This is a genomic window from Bilifractor sp. LCP21S3_A7, assembly GCF_052118825.1.
Classification (GTDB): domain Bacteria; phylum Bacillota; class Clostridia; order Lachnospirales; family Lachnospiraceae; genus Bilifractor.
The window spans coordinates 116978-132911 of record NZ_JBQKGL010000007.1; the positions used below are offsets into that span (position 1 = coordinate 116978).

The 15934-nt window shown below is 52.0% G+C and carries 11 protein-coding genes and 1 riboswitch; all 11 genes read left to right on the forward strand.

Going from position 1 to position 15934, the window contains the following annotated elements; all coding sequences use genetic code 11:
- Window positions 1–124 precede the first annotated feature (124 nt).
- The 11 genes from ACTQ1O_RS08160 to cooS all read left to right on the forward strand — a co-directional run bounded on the left by ACTQ1O_RS08160 (window position 125) and on the right by cooS (window position 15759).
- Window positions 125–1102 carry an aldo/keto reductase gene (locus ACTQ1O_RS08160; RefSeq protein WP_441486851.1) on the forward strand — a complete coding sequence of 326 codons (978 nt, stop codon included), beginning with the start codon at window positions 125–127 and terminating at the stop codon, window positions 1100–1102.
- Window positions 1103–1370: 268 nt separating this feature from the next.
- Window positions 1371–2375 carry a hypothetical protein gene (locus tag ACTQ1O_RS08165; protein ID WP_441486852.1) on the forward strand — a complete coding sequence of 335 codons (1005 nt, stop codon included), beginning with the start codon at window positions 1371–1373 and terminating at the stop codon, window positions 2373–2375.
- 420 nt (window positions 2376–2795) lie between these two features.
- On the forward strand, window positions 2796–4343 hold the full coding sequence (locus ACTQ1O_RS08170) for a carbon starvation CstA family protein (protein WP_441486853.1): 1548 nt from the start codon (window positions 2796–2798) through the stop codon (window positions 4341–4343).
- Window positions 4344–4664: 321 nt separating this feature from the next.
- The gene (locus ACTQ1O_RS08175) at window positions 4665–5594 is read left to right on the forward strand and encodes an AAA family ATPase (protein WP_441486854.1); all 930 of its coding nucleotides are present in this window, start codon (window positions 4665–4667) and stop codon (window positions 5592–5594) included.
- A gap of 281 nt (window positions 5595–5875) precedes the next feature.
- Window positions 5876–7624, forward strand: coding sequence for a hypothetical protein (locus ACTQ1O_RS08180; protein WP_441486855.1), 1749 nt, complete (start codon window positions 5876–5878; stop codon window positions 7622–7624).
- 288 nt (window positions 7625–7912) lie between these two features.
- Window positions 7913–8566: a cupin domain-containing protein gene (locus tag ACTQ1O_RS08185; RefSeq protein WP_441486856.1), complete on the forward strand. Its 654-nt coding sequence runs from the start codon at window positions 7913–7915 to the stop codon at window positions 8564–8566.
- 65 nt (window positions 8567–8631) lie between these two features.
- Window positions 8632–10410 (forward strand): DUF438 domain-containing protein, encoded by a 1779-nt coding sequence (locus tag ACTQ1O_RS08190; protein WP_441486857.1) that lies wholly within the window; start codon window positions 8632–8634, stop codon window positions 10408–10410.
- Between the two features lie 161 nt (window positions 10411–10571).
- Window positions 10572–10673: riboswitch (TPP riboswitch) on the forward strand.
- Window positions 10674–10765: 92 nt separating this feature from the next.
- Window positions 10766–11458 (forward strand): energy-coupled thiamine transporter ThiT, encoded by a 693-nt coding sequence (locus ACTQ1O_RS08195; protein WP_441486858.1) that lies wholly within the window; start codon window positions 10766–10768, stop codon window positions 11456–11458.
- 168 nt (window positions 11459–11626) lie between these two features.
- Window positions 11627–11947: a DMT family transporter gene (locus ACTQ1O_RS08200; protein WP_441099433.1), complete on the forward strand. Its 321-nt coding sequence runs from the start codon at window positions 11627–11629 to the stop codon at window positions 11945–11947.
- A gap of 598 nt (window positions 11948–12545) precedes the next feature.
- Window positions 12546–13607, forward strand: coding sequence for a TDT family transporter (locus ACTQ1O_RS08205; protein WP_441486859.1), 1062 nt, complete (start codon window positions 12546–12548; stop codon window positions 13605–13607).
- The gene (cooS, locus tag ACTQ1O_RS08210) at window positions 13579–15759 is read left to right on the forward strand and encodes an anaerobic carbon-monoxide dehydrogenase catalytic subunit (RefSeq protein ID WP_441486860.1); all 2181 of its coding nucleotides are present in this window, start codon (window positions 13579–13581) and stop codon (window positions 15757–15759) included. Before ACTQ1O_RS08205 ends, cooS begins: the two co-directional genes overlap by 29 nt.
- The last annotated feature ends 175 nt before the right edge of the window (window positions 15760–15934 follow it).

Here is a 15934-nt window from a genome sequence, read left to right on the forward strand (position 1 = left end):
GGAAGCGGCATGGCGGCAATGTAATAACGTAATGTAGATGGAATTTTCTGATGAAAGATTTTTCTGCAGAACAGATTTTTCTGCAGAACAGATTTTCAGGGCATCGAAGGAGCGGGGCTCAGAGATGGCAGAGATGATGTATGGGGATATTCCCGGTATAAGTAAGAAAGTTTCGAGGATTTTTTTTGGAACAGCCGGTGATACCTTTTTGAAAGGGCTGGACAATAACGCGCTTCTCGACGCGGTTTTTGATGCGGGAGTGAATGCTTTTGATACGGCGCGGCAGTATATGGATTCGGAGAAATCTCTGGGAAAATGGATTTCCGACAGAGGAAATCGTGACCGGATTGTTCTTCTGAGCAAGTGCGGGCATCCCGGCCCGGGCGGAAGGAAGAGGATCAACGAGAGGGAGATCCGGAAGGATTTTGAGAAATCAAGCCGGTATCTGTGCACGGATTATATTGATATCTACCTGCTGCACCGGGACGATCCGGATGTGGAGGCCGGCGTGATTGTGGAGATCATGAACGGCTTGAAGGCGGAGGGGAAGATCGGAGTTTTCGGAGGATCGAACTGGACGCACCGGAGAATAGAGGAAGCGAATGAGTACGCTTATAAGCATGGCCTGGTTCCGTTTTCTGTCTCCAGCCCGAATTTTGGGCTGGCAGATCAGGTGGCGGATCCGTGGGGCGGCGGCTGCGTTACGATTTCCGGTCCGTCAAATGAGGAGGCGCGAAGCTGGTACCGCAGAACACAGATGCCTGTCATCGCGTATTCCAGCCTTGGGCGCGGTCTTTTCTCGGGAAGGGTACATGCGGACGCGCCGGAGAAGGCGGGGGAAATTATGGATACGGTGGCGATGAAGGGTTACTGGTGTCCGGATAACCTGGAGCGGCTCCGCAGATGTGAGAAGCTGGCGGAGAGAAAGCACTGCACCGTGCCTCAGATCGCGATGGCGTGGATCTTCCGGCAGAAGATCAATGCCTTTGCCGTAGTAAGCACCCGGAAAATATCGAGAATGCAGGAGAACATAGAAGCGCTTCACATCGATCTCACGGAGGATGAGGTTCTGTACCTGGATCTGAGACGTAAGGATGTCTGATTCCTTGTGATGCTTCTAAACAGTGCGACAAACGGGGTTCGCTGCAGATCGTTCCGTGAGAATCCGGTTTGGGCTGCAATTTTCAAAATACAAAAGCTATATCAGATACAGACCGCCTGATAAAATATAAAAATTTTATCAGATACAGACCGTCTGCGTTGAGCGGATCAGGTGATGTGAGAAGAAGCAAGTCTGTTACCGCCGTATGTAATGAAACATCGGGAATGTTTTGTGCGGTTTGGGTGATGGAGGATGAGAGGGATAGAAAATGCGTGGACCAAAGCCACTGAGCACAGTAACAATTGATCCGGAGGAAATCCGGGCGGACCGCAGGAAGAGCAGGAGGTTTGATCAGTGCGGTCTGGGAGAGAAGGCGATTTACGTCGGAGGATGGCTGACTCCGAGAAGGTTTTATGTGCCGTATTCTCAGGTGACCCATGTGTTCAAAAGGGTGGCGGTCAGCAAGGGCAGTGGGAAGGCGTTTCTCACGCCGATTCTGTATCTCGTAGTCCGTTACGATGATGGAAAGGAGAAGCAGTGCAGTTTCCGGTACCTGAATGAAGCCGATGAGATGCTCACGGAGCTGGAACGAACCCACCCGGAGATTTCTCTGAAAAAGCCCGGAAGTGAGGCGGCAGATAGGGAAAAGGAGGAGAAACGTCGGAGGCTGGATTCGGTCGTTCTGGAGGGAGAAGCGGCACGCGCGGCGCGGAAGCTGGAAAACGCGAAGGAAATTCTGAATAAGAGACCGGCGCTTTACAAGGAGCTGATCGCAAGAGCCAGGATCAAGAGAAGCTGTGATCTGATCCGTCCGGGCTGGCAGGCCCTGGCTGCGGTGATCCTTGCCGCGGGCATCTGCTGCATTGTCGGTTCCCTGGCCGGTCTTCGTGCCGGGCTCCCGAAAATGACCGCAATCATGCTGATTCTGATCGGCGCGGCAGCGGTTCTGATGATGGTGAACAGCAGAATCCTTCCCACGCCGGGCAGGAACCGGAGATCGGCGGAACGGGCGTGGGAAAAGGCACTTGACCATATGCAGCATCACATCAACAGCTATCCGGGTTTTCCGCTTCCTGCCTGCTATTGCCATCCGGCTGTCTGTGACCGGATGATCCGCATCCTGAAGGAGGAGCGGGCTGCTGATCTGGACGGCGCTCTGGCGGTTCTGAAGGAGGACCTGAAGCAGATGGATCACACCGTACAGCTGGACAGACAGGACTATGAAGAGGTCGTGCAGATCAAGCCTCTTTTCCTTGTCAGCAATTATCGGTGAGAGTACGGTGATTTCGGCCGGTGGTTTTTCGATGATTTTTTGACCGGCGGGATTTCCGGTGTGGTACGGCGATATAGGTAAATATAAGGATGTTTGCATTGTGCAGCCCCGGGGACGATTGTGTGTAATTAATCGTTTTCGGGGCTGATTGTATGCAAATTATTGCAGAGAAAAAGCTTTCAAGATAAAAAATTTTATAATAGAGAAACAAGATCCATAAAATTTTCGGACTTTATATGGATCCTGACAGGATGGCCAAAAAAACATCAGAAATAACCGGTTTCAGGCAAAAAAATTAGCGAAAATAAAAAAACTATAAAAAAATGATTATTTTTTGGTGAAAACAGGTATAATAAAAAATAATTATATATCCCACGGCGTTAAGGATCAGCGGACCGTGGGAGGAAAAGGAGATACGCTATGATCACATTTATCATTGGTCTCGTAATCCTTTTCGTAGGCGGTGCGCTCTACGGAAAGCTTTGCGAGACAGTCTTCGGTCCGGATGACCGTGAGACACCGGCTTACGCAAAACAGGACGGTGTAGATTACGTTCCAATGAAGACCTGGAGAAATTCTTTAATTAACCTTCTGAATATCGCCGGAACCGGCCCGATTCTGGGACCGATTCAGGGTATTTTGTTCGGACCGATTGCCTTCCTGGCGATCCCGATCGGAAACGTCATCGGCGGTTCGATGCACGATTATTTTTCCGGTATGATCTGCACCCGTGACGGCGGTACCCAGATGCCGGATTTTGTGAAGAACTACACAAATAAGGCTGTGTTCTGGCTGTATGATGTATTCATCTGCCTGCTGCTGCTTCTGGTCGGCGCGGTATTCATCTACACGCCGGGCGACATCGCCACAACACAGATTTTCGGATGGAGCGGCGCTCCGACCGATCCGACAACCTGGATTGTGTATGCGATAATCTTTGTTTACTATCTGATTGCCACGGTATTCCCGATCGATAAAATTATCGGACGGATTTACCCGATTTTCGGTATGATTCTGGTATTTTCTGCAGTTGGTATCTTCATTGCGATTTTCGCGAGAAGCTATCCGCTGACAGAGCTGTGGGGCAGCTGGAATACAGCGGTGAACGGCGCGGGATTTGATTATGCTTCTTACTTCAGTGCCGGTCATTTCATCCCGATCTTCTTCGTTACGGTTGCCTGCGGTATTCTGTCCGGATTCCATTCGACACAGACCGCATTGATCTCCCGTACCATTGAGAGCGAGAAGGAAGGCCGCATGACCTTCTACAACATGATGGTTGTAGAGGGATTCATCGCGATGTGCTGGGCAGCCGGCGCAATGGCTATGATCAACCTTGGCGCGGCAAACGGCGGCGTTACCATGCAGCAGGTTGACGGCGTTTGGTCATTCTTCGGAATGGTCAACGGCGAGCTTACAAAGATCAGCGCGACCTCAGTGGTAGGTGTGCTCTGCAAGAACGCTCTTGGTCCGGTAGGTGGAATCATCGCTCTGATCGGAGTTATTGTACTTCCGATCACTTCCGGCGATACCGCTCTGCGTGCCCTGCGTCTGACTCTTTCCGATACCTTCCATCTGAAACAGGACAGCAACGCAAAGCGTATCGGACTGGCAATTCCGGTATTTGCTCTGGTTGCAGTCATCCTTGTATGGGCAAAGTTCGATGCGAACGGCTTCAACATTCTTTGGAGATATTTCGCATGGTCCAACCAGATGATATCTCTGTTTGCACTTGCCGGCATCGGCGCGTGGATGTGTGTCAACAAAAAAGCAAAGTTCGTGTGGATGCCTCTGATTCCGGCGGCGTTCTATGCATTCGTTACATCCTCGTTCATTCTGAACGCAAAGATCGGCTTCCATCTTCCGTGGCCGGCGGCATACGGAGTTGCGGCGGCATTTACAATTGTTTATCTTGTTGTTATTCTAATGAATGGCAAAAAGAAAGCTGGCAAGAGAGCAGCAGCATAAACTGGAATACGGGCTGTTCCGGATGGACGGAATGGGCGAATCTGCAAGCTGCTGTGCGTGACAACTGAATATGACAGGAGGGGGACAGCCATCAGCCATCTGTGCGGGCTGTCTCCTTTTTGATATAATTATCGCAGCGGCATTCATGCGGCGGTGTATTTATTCTGAGGGATTCACGCGGCGGCAGTCATCCGTTGGTGTATTTATTAGGTGGTGTATTTATGCGGTGGTATTCACGCGGCGGCTGTGGATTTTCATGTATCTTGTAAGCTGCGCGTGGAGAGTGAGCTGGAATAGGAAAAAAGAAGGAGCATCAATCAGATGGGTGATACGGAAATGATCAGTTTTTTGAAAAAGGAGGGGATTTCGGACCGGATACTTTCGGAGGTCGAATCCTTCCGTTCTTACTATAAGCTGAATCCGGGAATGGAACGGAGGATACCGGATCCGATGTACCATTACTACGGAGCGGATGTGTGGGAAAAGGCATTGTCCGCGCTGCTGGTCGGCGAGCATCTGCTCCTGTCCGGTCCGAAGGCTACCGGAAAAAACGTTCTGGCGCAGGATCTGGCCGCGGTTTTCGGGAGACCGGAGTGGGATATTTCTCTTTATATCAATACAGACGCCGCTTCTCTGATCGGAACGGATACGTTTGAGAACGGCGCGGTTCGCCTGCGGAAGGGACCGATTCTGCGGGTGGCAGAGGAGGGCGGTTTCGGCGTTCTTGATGAGATCAATATGGCGAAAAATGAATCGCTGGCTGTTCTTCACGCCGTTCTGGATTTCCGCCGGGTCATCGATGTTCCGGGATACGACCGCATCTGCCTGAATGAGGCTTCGCGGTTTATCGGGACCATGAACTACGGGTACGCCGGAACCCGTGAGGTCAATGAGGCACTCGCCTCGCGGTTCCTGATCATTCAGATGCCTGTCATCAGTGAGGAGAATCTGAAAAAATTGATTCGCGACAAGTACCCGGATATCCGGGAGGAGTACGCGGAGCAGTTCTCGCAGCTGTTCCATGACATTCGCAGAAAGTGTGAGGGAGGCGAGATTTCCACAAAGGCGCTGGATCTGCGAGGGCTGATGGCATCGATCAATCTGATCCGTCACGGTCTTGGCGTTATCGACGCCATCGAGCTGGGCATCGTCAACAAATGCTTCGATGACTATGAGCGGCAGCTCGTCAGGGATATGATTACCGTGCGTTTCCCGGGAGATCTCGGGAGAGATAAAATCTTTTGCGACTGAGTACAGCTGCCTGCGCAGCGGGCAGCACGTTGACTTAGACAGTAACGACCATACGGTACATCGTGCCACATACGGTATAAGTCCCAGCGTCATGAAAGCTGCTTCGCATCTTCCGTGACGCTGACAGGTCAGGTCGCAGATCATCGGTGCGGACAGGAAATTATGTTCCGCGTGTGTCGGAATCTGACGGGAACGGATCTTCAGGCAGCTTGTGTTGGAATTTGACGGGAAGAGATCTGCAGGCGGCTTGCTCCGTCTGTCAGATTATATGAGGAAAGGGTATGGAAATCTCGGAATTTGAAAAGAAACGCGCCGCGAATCTGATCTGGAACGGAGCGGAGAATTATAGTATTGAGCCCGGATTCCGTGTCTTCGACAGCGAGGGGCACGCCGATCTGTACTGGAACAGTATCGTCGGCGCGGTACATAAGCACTATGACTGGGAGAAGCTGGAGAGATTCTACAACACCTTTCACGAGAAGATTGACCAGACGGCTTATGAGAGCCTTTTCTGGATCGCGATGGAGAATTGTACCTTCGAGAAGGAAAAGGATGTGAGGCCTGTTTTTCCTTATCTGAGACGGGAGTACGCGAAGCGTCAGCTGAAATCGCTGGAGGGAAGCTTCGCGCTGGAGGACTCTGCGGGGCAGAGAGTACTGGCTGTGATGCACGGGCACTTCCGGAGAGTCCTGGGCGAGAACGAGGGACTTCCGGATGTCGTAGATGTGAAGCTTCTGAATGACATCGAGGTGAGCGGGGACCTGGATACGGATCAGGTGATCGACAGGATTGCCGACACTCTGGAGACGTACTTTACATACCGGCGGCCGGGATCGACGAAGCCGGTACCGAAGAGCAGTGTAAATCCGTTTTCTTTGTTTTTCCTGAGGAGAAAACAGAGGAGAGAGGCCGGGAATATGGGACCGATCCGCCGGCTCGCCTTCGGATACGGCGAGCATCTGTCGGAATACGGGAGCGAGGTTCTGGACCAGAGCCGTCTGAGCGTCGCTTTTGCGAAGTATTCTGCACAGACCGACGAGGGTTTAAAGGAGTATATCACAAATTATTTCGGGAAACCTCTCTATGATCAGAAGATCGTGCGCCGGCTGGAGAAGGAGTACTGCACGGGAAATCATACGGATGTTCATCTTCATTTCACGGACGGCGCGTATGACGATGAGATGCTGAAGAGCGGTTTTGCGGGAAAAATGCGGAAGCAGGCGGTGGAGCAGGCGAAGGAAAATGAGGAGGCATTTCAGGAGAATGTCGCGAAATACCGCATGGAAATTCTCCGCCTGACGAATCGGATCCGGAATTCCATGCTGATGCACATGGACAATCAGGTGGTGAAGTCGAATTCGGGGAGGCTCGATGCGTCTTTGATCTGGCGCGGGCTTGAGCTGGATGACGACCGTATCTTCCGGAAGGTACTTCCCGGGGACAGCGGCAATCTTTCGGTCGATCTCCTGCTGGACGCGTCTACCTCGCAGGTACACCGGCAGCCGGTTGTCGCGGCGCAGGGCTATATGATCGCGGAGAGTCTTACGCGATGCGGAATCCCGGTCAGAGTGTATTCGTTTTGCTCGATGAATGGATATACCGTTGTAAACCTGTTCCGTGATTACCATGAAGTGAAGAAGAACCGTAACATCTTCCGGTATTTTACGACGGGGGCCAACCGGGACGGTCTGGCGATCCGCCTTGCCGCGGGAATGATCGAAAAAAATGATGCCGATCACCGGCTGCTGATTGTCCTGTCTGACGGGAAGCCGAACGACGCCATTAAGGTGCGGACTTCGTCCGGTTCATATAAGGATTATGCTGGCACAACCGGCGTGGAGGATACCGCCGCGGAGGTGCATCGGGCAAGGATGCAGGGCATTACCGTTCTGTGCGTTTTTACCGGCGATGAAAAAAGCCTTCCGGCAGTGCAGCGTATCTACGGCAGGCATTTCGCGAGGATCCGGAAGCTTGATCTTTTCGCGGATACGGTTGGAAGTATGCTGCAGACCTGTCTGAGGAATCTGTGAAGATAAATCCGGTTTTAATAGCATAGGTATCTGATACCTTTCAGAAAAATAATTGCCGTCTTATATCCCCGTAGCTAAAGCAACAGGGATATAAGTCGGCATTTATTTACGCGAGCGTCGCAATAGCGAGATAAAACTCGCGCAGCGTGTTTTATCTCTTTTTTGATAAATATGTTTCGAAACATTTGTTTTGGTAAAGAGAAAAATGTTTGATCCGTATCCTGGGATACGGATTTTTTTGATTCCTTTGTGTATGCTCGTGTTGTATCGGAAAGGGCGGTGAAGAAAATGAAAGAAAAAGTTGGAGACGTTTTTTCTATTGCAAAAGATAACAATCCGGTTCCGGGATGCACCATCTCAAGGGAAGTGTACAGCGGTACCAATTCCATCACGTACTTTTCATTGGCTGCCGGCACAGATATCAGTGCTGAAATTTATTCCAGCTATAAGCTGATTCTGGTGGCGGATGGAAGCATGGAAGTATATGGAAGAGACGGATTTATCAGGGAACTGAATGCCGGCGGGGCTATCGTGACTCTGACAGATACCCCGATGGGAATGCGCACGCAGAAGGGCGTGGTTTACACGGAGATTTTAATTCAGAAGGAGGATATTATGAACAATACAATTAAGGCGGGTGAGGTATTTCAGCTGGCAGAGGTGGTTCCTTATCAGGCGGGCAGAATTGTGAATATGGATGTTGTCCACAACGATAAAATGAAATTTGTAGTGATGTCGTTTGATAAGGGAACGGGTCTTTCCGAGCACGCGGCTCCGGGAGAAGCGATTGTTTTTGCGCTGGACGGAGAGGGAATCATCGGATATGAGGGAAAAGAGCACAAAATCAAAGCCGGCGAGAACTTTCATTTTGCTAAGGGAGGACGTCATTTTGTGAAGGCCTCGGAAAAGTTCAAGATGGCATTGCTGCTGACACTTGACTGACCGACGTTTACTGACAACTGAGTCTGAACTTGTACATATATATGAGTATTGGAGTAAGCAGAGATATGGCAAAGAAGATTGACTTTAACAAATCTGTGTATGAACTGGTGCAGGAGTACCCGGAGCTGAGAGACATCCTTTCCGGCGTCGGATTCCGGGAGATCACGAAAAAGGGAATGCTCGGTTCTGTCGGAAGAGTCATGACGATTCCGAAGGGCGCGAAGATGAAAAATATCTCGATGATGGATGTGGTCATGGCACTCATGACGCACGGCTTTGAAATCGAGGGAGAAATGCCGGAGCTGAAAATGCCCTGGGAGGAAGCAAGGGACGCACAGGCAGCCGGTGACAGTGTGAGCCGGGAGGCGGCGCAGGCAGCCGGTGACAGCGTGAGCCGGGCGGCGGTACAGGCAGATGGCGGCAGTGTGAGCCGGGAGGCGACGCAGACAGAAGGCGGCATGACTGAGGAGCGCAACGAACTTCTCAAGAGCTACCTGAGAAGACTCGGCAGCGGTGAGGACCTTGAAGCGGTAAGAGCCGATTTTGTGAAAAATTTCCGTGATGTTGATGCCTCCGAAATCATGAGAGCGGAGCAGGATCTTCTGAAATCCGGGACTCCTCTTGAGGAGGTGCAGAAGCTCTGCGATGTACATTCCGCGCTTTTCCACGGTGCGACAAGAGAAGAGAAGATCGCCAATGCGGAGAAGGCGGTAGAGGATTCTCTTATGAAGAAGACCGGAGACTCCTCTGTTGCAGCAGGGAAGGCCGGAGATTCCTCTGTTGCAGCAGGGGCGACAGGAGGTTCCTCTGCTGTAGAGAAGAAGAGAGCCGGTGCTTCTGTCGCTGAGCAGAGGACAGCAGACTTCTCTCGTATAGCGGAGATGACCTCAACGGCAGCTGCGGATCCGGGCGACCGCAAAGAGCTGGCGGCTTCGCTCGCGTCGGTTCCGGGCCATCCGCTGAATCTCTTTGAGAGGGAGAATCAGGCAATCGAGGCGCTTCTTCTCCGTGCGCGTGAGGCTGTCGCCGGAAAGAATGCGGACGACAGGCTTATGTCACAGCTTCGCGAGATTGCAGTTCACTACGCGAAGAAAGGAGATCTGCTCTATCCGCATCTGAAGGTGCGTTATGATATCTCCGGCCCGTCAGATGTCATGTGGACCGTGGATGATGAGATCCGCGACGAGATCAGTGCGCTGTCAAAGGATGAAGATCACGACGACGACTGGTACGGCCGGCTGTCGGCGGTGCTTGACCGGGCGGAGGAAATGATTTACAAAGAAAAAAATATTCTCTTTCCGATCTGCGCGGTGAATTTCACGGCGGATGACTGGTATTCGGTGTACCGGGACTCCGGAGATTATACGGAGATCCTCGGTCAGTCCTTTACGGACTGGGAAGAAGCGGAGCAGGCTCTGGACGCAGAGAAAAAGGCAGAAAAGCCTGGTCTCTCCCAGGGCGAGGTTGTGATGCCGGGCGGACATATGACGGTTCCGCAGCTTACAGCACTGCTGAACACCATACCGATGGAGATCAGTTTTATTGATGCGGACAACATCAACCGCTACTTCAATGAGGGACCGAAGGTCTTCAAGCGCGCGGGAATGGCCATTGACCGGGAGGTCTTTTCCTGCCATCCGCCAAAGGTAGAGCCCATGGTCCGCAGTATTCTGGACAGCTTCCGGGACGGAAGCAGGGACAGTGTACCGGTATGGATGGAGAAAAACGGAAGAACCATGCTGGTGAACTATCTTGCCGTAAGAGACCGGAAGGGCAATTATCTTGGGGCTGCGGAGCTGGTGCAGGATATGGAATTCGCGAAGGAGCACTTCGCGGGTCACTGAATCAGCAGGGGAACAATGAATGCCAGAGCATCAGGCAACGTAAGGCTGCTGAATGTGACGGAACCGTAAGGCAATTATGAAAGCAAGGACTGCGAGACCGGTGAATCAGCAGGAAAATGAATTGACGGTTTTGCTTTATCTGCTATACTGTAAATACAAAGAAAAACTGCTGGGGGAGCGGAAGCTGAGAGTGCCGTGCATGCGGCTGACCCTGATGACCTGATCCGGTTAATGCCGGCGTAGGGAAGCTGAGTCTGAATGCAGGCTGTGTGATCAAAGAAATGAATGTTTCTGAGAGTTCCGTAACTTTGAAAAGTGAAATCCTCCCGCAGACAACTGTGAGGAGGATTATATTATGTCTGTATTTGCTACTCTTGGAAGTGACGGAGTATACCAGCTGACGCAGGTCGGCTACATTGCAGTAATTGCCGTGATCATCCTGGCATTGCTTCTGGTCTGCCTGATCCGGAAACCGGATCAGAAGGGTGTGCTCGGCACAAGAAAGCTTGTATTCTCGGCGATGGCAATCGCGCTTGCGACGGTCGCATCCATGATTAAGCTGTTTCATCTGCCGATGGGCGGCAGCATAACCTTCTTTTCCATGCTGCTGATATCGCTTGTGGGATATTGGTACGGCCTTGGAACAGGGCTGTTTGCAGGTCTTGCCTACGGTCTTCTCCAGCTGATCATCGATCCCTATATTATTTCTTTGCCGCAGATGCTGGTGGATTATGTGTTTGCGTTTACGGCTCTCGGACTGTCCGGTGTGTTTTCCGGGGCGAAGCACGGACTGATCAAGGGCTATCTGCTTGGAGTGGTCGGCAGGTATTTCTTCGCGGTTCTTTCAGGCTACATTTTCTTTGGAAGCTATGGCAATGAATACGGAATGTCGGCGATCGGATACTCCCTTGCCTACAATGCGATCTACATCTTCGTGGAGTGCGGCCTCACCATTGTGCTGCTTCTCATACCGGCCGTGAATAAGGCGATGATAAGGGTCAGAGGGATGGCACTTGCGGGAGGTAATTCGAGACAGAGCGTGGCATAAGGCACGGTCGAGGCATTGAGACGGCGCGTGTGCGGGAATTTTCGGACGGTCGCAGGCAGTATGAGACGCTGAAGGCCGGAATGTCCGTGGATGATGCAGCGCAGGAATTCCCGGTCGGTCACAGTATGAGACAGCATCCGTGTAAGTGAACATGCAGGAGGAATCAAAATGACTGTTTTTCTGCTGACAGTACTGATTGCTTCGGAGGTGGCGGCAACGTCGCTCCTGAAGTATACGCATCACTTTACCCGGCCGTTACCGTCAATTATCTGTATCGCGTGTTATTGTGTGTGTTACTACACCTTTTCTCACGTCATGGATCGTATGAACGTGGGCGTCGCCTACGCAATCTGGTGCGGAGTGGGACTGATCGCCACAAATGTCATCGGCTATCTGCTGTTCCGGCAGAAGCTGACCGGTGTCGGCGTCTTTGGAATCGTGCTGATTATCATCGGGTGTGTGATTGTAAACGTCTGGGGAACCAGATAGTGGGATACGGCAGATATGGAATACTGCAGATATAAAATATGGCAGATATAGAATGCTGAAAATATATAATACGATACGGCAGATATGTAGAAGAAGGCCGCTGCGCAAACTGTTGCGTGGCGGCCTTCCTTGTTCGCTTGAGGATTCTGAACATATGGCCAGGTATCGCATCAGCTCATCAAAAACGCAGACAGGATCGTTACACGCGAAGCGTGTGTAAGAGACTGGCCGTGATTTACGCGAATAGTGAGCCGCAGCCGAATGCGAAGTATTCGTGTGCGGCGAGCGTCGCGATAGCGAGATAAAACTCGCGCAGCGTGTTTTATCTCGTTTCGAAGGCAGCAGGAATGAGATTTCTTTTTCGTTGACATTTCCGGAATGTTCCTGTATAATTCAAAAACATATTTAGTTGATAGGAAATATAATGAATACAGAAATGTAATGCAAAAACGTGGCTGAGAGTCGGTATTATGAGGAACTGCGGCAGTGAAGTGGTGTTATGAGGAACTGCGGCTGTGGGCTGGCGTCAGGAGAAGCTCCGGCTGTGGTTTCGTAACATAATGAGCGGCAGGCGTATTTTTTCTGGAGGAAGGGACGCATGAAGAGCATGATCAGGAGAGTGCCGGTTCCGATAGCAGGAGTGATGCTGGGTTTTGCGGCATTTGGGAATTTTCTGAAGAGCTATTCGAATCTTGTGTGGATTCTCATGGAGCTGGTATCCGTGGCGCTTCTGGTGCTGCTGGTTCTGAAGGCTCTTCTGTATCCGGACGATTTGCGCCGGGATATGAAGAATCCTGCCATAGCCGGCGCTGCGGGGACTTTTTCCATGGGACTGATGTTCCTCGCAGTCAGTCTGAAGAGTGTCAGCGTTCCGGTTGGTGTGTCAGTCTGGTGGGCGGCGCTGGTGCTTCACGCGGTGCTGATCGTGTGGTTTACAGCGTCCTTTGTGCGTTATTTTCAGCTGAAAAACGTATACATGACCTGGTTTCTGGTTTATGTGGGCATTGTGGCGGCTGCGGCGACGAGCCCTGCTTTCGGGATGCAGGCGCTCGGCAGAGTGCTGACGGTTTACGGTCTGGCAGCGACGTCGGTAGTGATGATCCTGATGGCGGTCCGTTATCGTAAGCTCCCTGCGGAGAAGCCGCTTGCGCCTCTGACGGCGATCTGTGCGGCGCCGTTCAGCCTGTGCCTGGTGGGATATCATCAGTCCTTTGAGACAAAGGATCCTGCTGTATTTCTGGTGATCTTTCTGTTCTCCAGCGCCTTCTATGTGCTCGGAGTGGTACAGGTATTCCGATACATCGGGGGAACATTTTATCCGTCATTTTCGGGATTTACGTTTCCGTTCATCAATACCGCAATCGGAACCCGGCTGACATGGAACGCGCTTCGTGCGGGGGACTGGGGGAAAAAAATTTCCGGATTTGTGCCGGGACGGGGAAATGATATTGTGTCTGTATTTTTGGTACTGGCAGATGTAGAATGTATAATTGCCGGGATTTTGCTGGGTATTGTTTTTTTCAGGTATTTTGTGTTTTTGTCCGGAAAAGAACAGATAGCAGCTGCCGGCACAGGCAGATTGCGGCAGCCAATGATGCCGCAGGAGGAAAAAAGAGGAGGATATCAGAAGCATGCTCGAACATATTCACACACATCGTAATCTGATTGGGTTTGATGAAAATGGAATCCCGGTCGTGATTCAGAAAGCATCCGCGCATGATCCGGAAAAAATAGACGCGGAGTACCGCGCAGTAGAGGAAGGAAGAGATCCGGAATCTGTGCATGACGGAAAAGAGAAGATTCATGCAGACGAGGGAATGGGGCACCATTCTGTGGAGGGCGCGGCATGTGTCGACACAGAGGAAGATGAGAACGCGTTTATCCGGGACTATATGAATGCCGTAACCGCATACCGCAAGACCTTCCCGTCCAAGCAGGATCAGATTGACAAGACACCGGACCCGGCAATCCGTGAGATGCTTCTGCGCTCGGAGCAGCTGGGTATTGACACAACTTTCGACCGGTTCGATAAACAGCAGCCGCAGTGTAATTTTGGTATGGCCGGCATCTGCTGCAAGATCTGCAATATGGGACCGTGCCGTATCACACAGAAGGCGAAGAAGGGTGTCTGCGGGGCGGACGCCGATCTGATTGTCGCGCGGAATCTTCTGCGTGCGGCGGCGGCCGGAGCCGCGCAGCATGGCATGCACGCGAGAGAGCTGATGCTTGAGCTGATGTGGGCCGCAGAGGGCAAGCTGGACACGCCGCTCCTGGGTGAGCAGAAGATTCTGACCACGGCGAAGGGCTTCGGGATTCCGACAGAAGGCCGTGAGGTGAAGGATGTCGCATACGATCTGGCAAAGGCTCTGCTGGATGATCTTTCCAGCCCGGATCCGGCTCACGTATACAAGACAGCGGAGGTCTGTGCTCCGCCTGAGCGCGTAAAGCTCTGGAAGGATCTGGATATCATGCCGATCAGCGCCTATCATGAGGTTTTTGAAGCGTACCACAAGACGGCGGTGGGAACTGACGGAGACTGGAGAAGCACGATGGAGCATTTCCTGCGCTGCGGACTCGCCTTCTGTTTCACCGGTGTGGCGGGAGCGTCGATCGCGACCGATTCTCTGTTCGGTATCGGCGACCGTGTGACCTCGAAGGTGAATATCGGAGCACTGGAGAAAGGGTACGTGAACATTGCGGTTCACGGTCATCTGCCGCTTCTGGTAAAGGAAATTGTGAAATGCGGCCAGACAGAGGAAATGATTAACCTTGCGAAGGAAAAGGGTGCGAAGGGAATCCGTTTCTACGGAATCTGCTGCAGCGGACTTTCCGCGATGTACCGCTATGACGGCGTTATTCCGCTGTCCAACGCGGTTTCCGCGGAGCTGGTCCTGATGACCGGAGCGCTGGATCTCTGGGTGGCAGATGTTCAGGATGTGTTCCCGGCGATCATGGATGTCGCAAAATGTTACCGCACGACGGTTGTGACGACGAGTGCTTCCGCGCGTCTGCCCGGTGCCGAGAGAATGGAGTTCGACCGTCATCATTCCAACATCGGTGAGGCGAAGGAGCTGGCGCGGAAGATCGTCCTGCGCGGAATCGAGAGTTTCGAGGACAGGAAGGGTATTCCGGTCTACATTCCGCCGTATGAGGTCACCGCGGAAGTCGGTTTTTCCGCCGAATATCTGGGCCGCCGTTTCGGAGGCTTCGGACCGATCGCGGAGGCGCTGAAGGACGGACGGATTCTCGGAATCGTCAACATGGTCGGCTGCAATAACCCGAAGGTGCCGTATGAACGGTGCATCGCGGATGTGGCGAAGGTGCTGATTGAGAATAATGTAATCATCCTCACGAACGGATGTGCATCGTATCCGCTGATGAAGCTCGGCTACTGCGCGAAGGATGCAAACAGGCTTGCGGGAGAAAAACTCCGCGGTTTCCTTGAGCCGGATCTTCCGCCGGTGTGGCATGTGGGAGAGTGTATCGACAACACGAGATCGAGTGCCATCATGGCAGGCATTGCGGGTGCGCTCGGCCAGAAACTGCCGGATATGCCGTATGCGTTCACTTCTCCTGAGTGGAGCAATGAAAAGGGAATCGATGCGGCTCTGGCCTTCCGTCTTCTGGGAATTTCCTCTTACCATTGTGTTGAGGCGCAGATCTTCGGTTCGAAGAATGTAATTGAGTTCCTGAAGCAGGGAACCGAGGAAACACTCGGATCTCACATGGTGGTAAATGTGGATCCGGTCAAGCTCGGTGAGCAGATTGTCGCGGATATGAAGGAGAAGAGAAAAAAGCTGGGCTGGGACTAAGTAAAAACTAAGGCCTTGGCTGCATGGTAAAGATATGGTACTATTTTTATAAAAACTGACTGGTGTGCCTTGGGCGTTATCTCAGCTTAAGAATACTGCCGGAACAGAATGCGGAGTGTCATTACGACGCTCCCGTTCTGCTCCGGTTTTTTTGTGTATAAGTCCAGTCGCAATG

Coding starts and splice junctions, on each gene's coding strand:
- ACTQ1O_RS08160 (WP_441486851.1), top strand. CDS start 125: ATGGCAGAGATGATGTATGGGGATATTCCCGGTATAAGTAAGAAAGTT.
- ACTQ1O_RS08165 (WP_441486852.1), top strand. CDS start 1,371: ATGCGTGGACCAAAGCCACTGAGCACAGTAACAATTGATCCGGAGGAA.
- ACTQ1O_RS08170 (WP_441486853.1), top strand. CDS start 2,796: ATGATCACATTTATCATTGGTCTCGTAATCCTTTTCGTAGGCGGTGCG.
- ACTQ1O_RS08175 (WP_441486854.1), top strand. CDS start 4,665: ATGGGTGATACGGAAATGATCAGTTTTTTGAAAAAGGAGGGGATTTCG.
- ACTQ1O_RS08180 (WP_441486855.1), top strand. CDS start 5,876: ATGGAAATCTCGGAATTTGAAAAGAAACGCGCCGCGAATCTGATCTGG.
- ACTQ1O_RS08185 (WP_441486856.1), top strand. CDS start 7,913: ATGAAAGAAAAAGTTGGAGACGTTTTTTCTATTGCAAAAGATAACAAT.
- ACTQ1O_RS08190 (WP_441486857.1), top strand. CDS start 8,632: ATGGCAAAGAAGATTGACTTTAACAAATCTGTGTATGAACTGGTGCAG.
- ACTQ1O_RS08195 (WP_441486858.1), top strand. CDS start 10,766: ATGTCTGTATTTGCTACTCTTGGAAGTGACGGAGTATACCAGCTGACG.
- ACTQ1O_RS08200 (WP_441099433.1), top strand. CDS start 11,627: ATGACTGTTTTTCTGCTGACAGTACTGATTGCTTCGGAGGTGGCGGCA.
- ACTQ1O_RS08205 (WP_441486859.1), top strand. CDS start 12,546: ATGAAGAGCATGATCAGGAGAGTGCCGGTTCCGATAGCAGGAGTGATG.
- cooS (WP_441486860.1), top strand. CDS start 13,579: ATGCTCGAACATATTCACACACATCGTAATCTGATTGGGTTTGATGAA.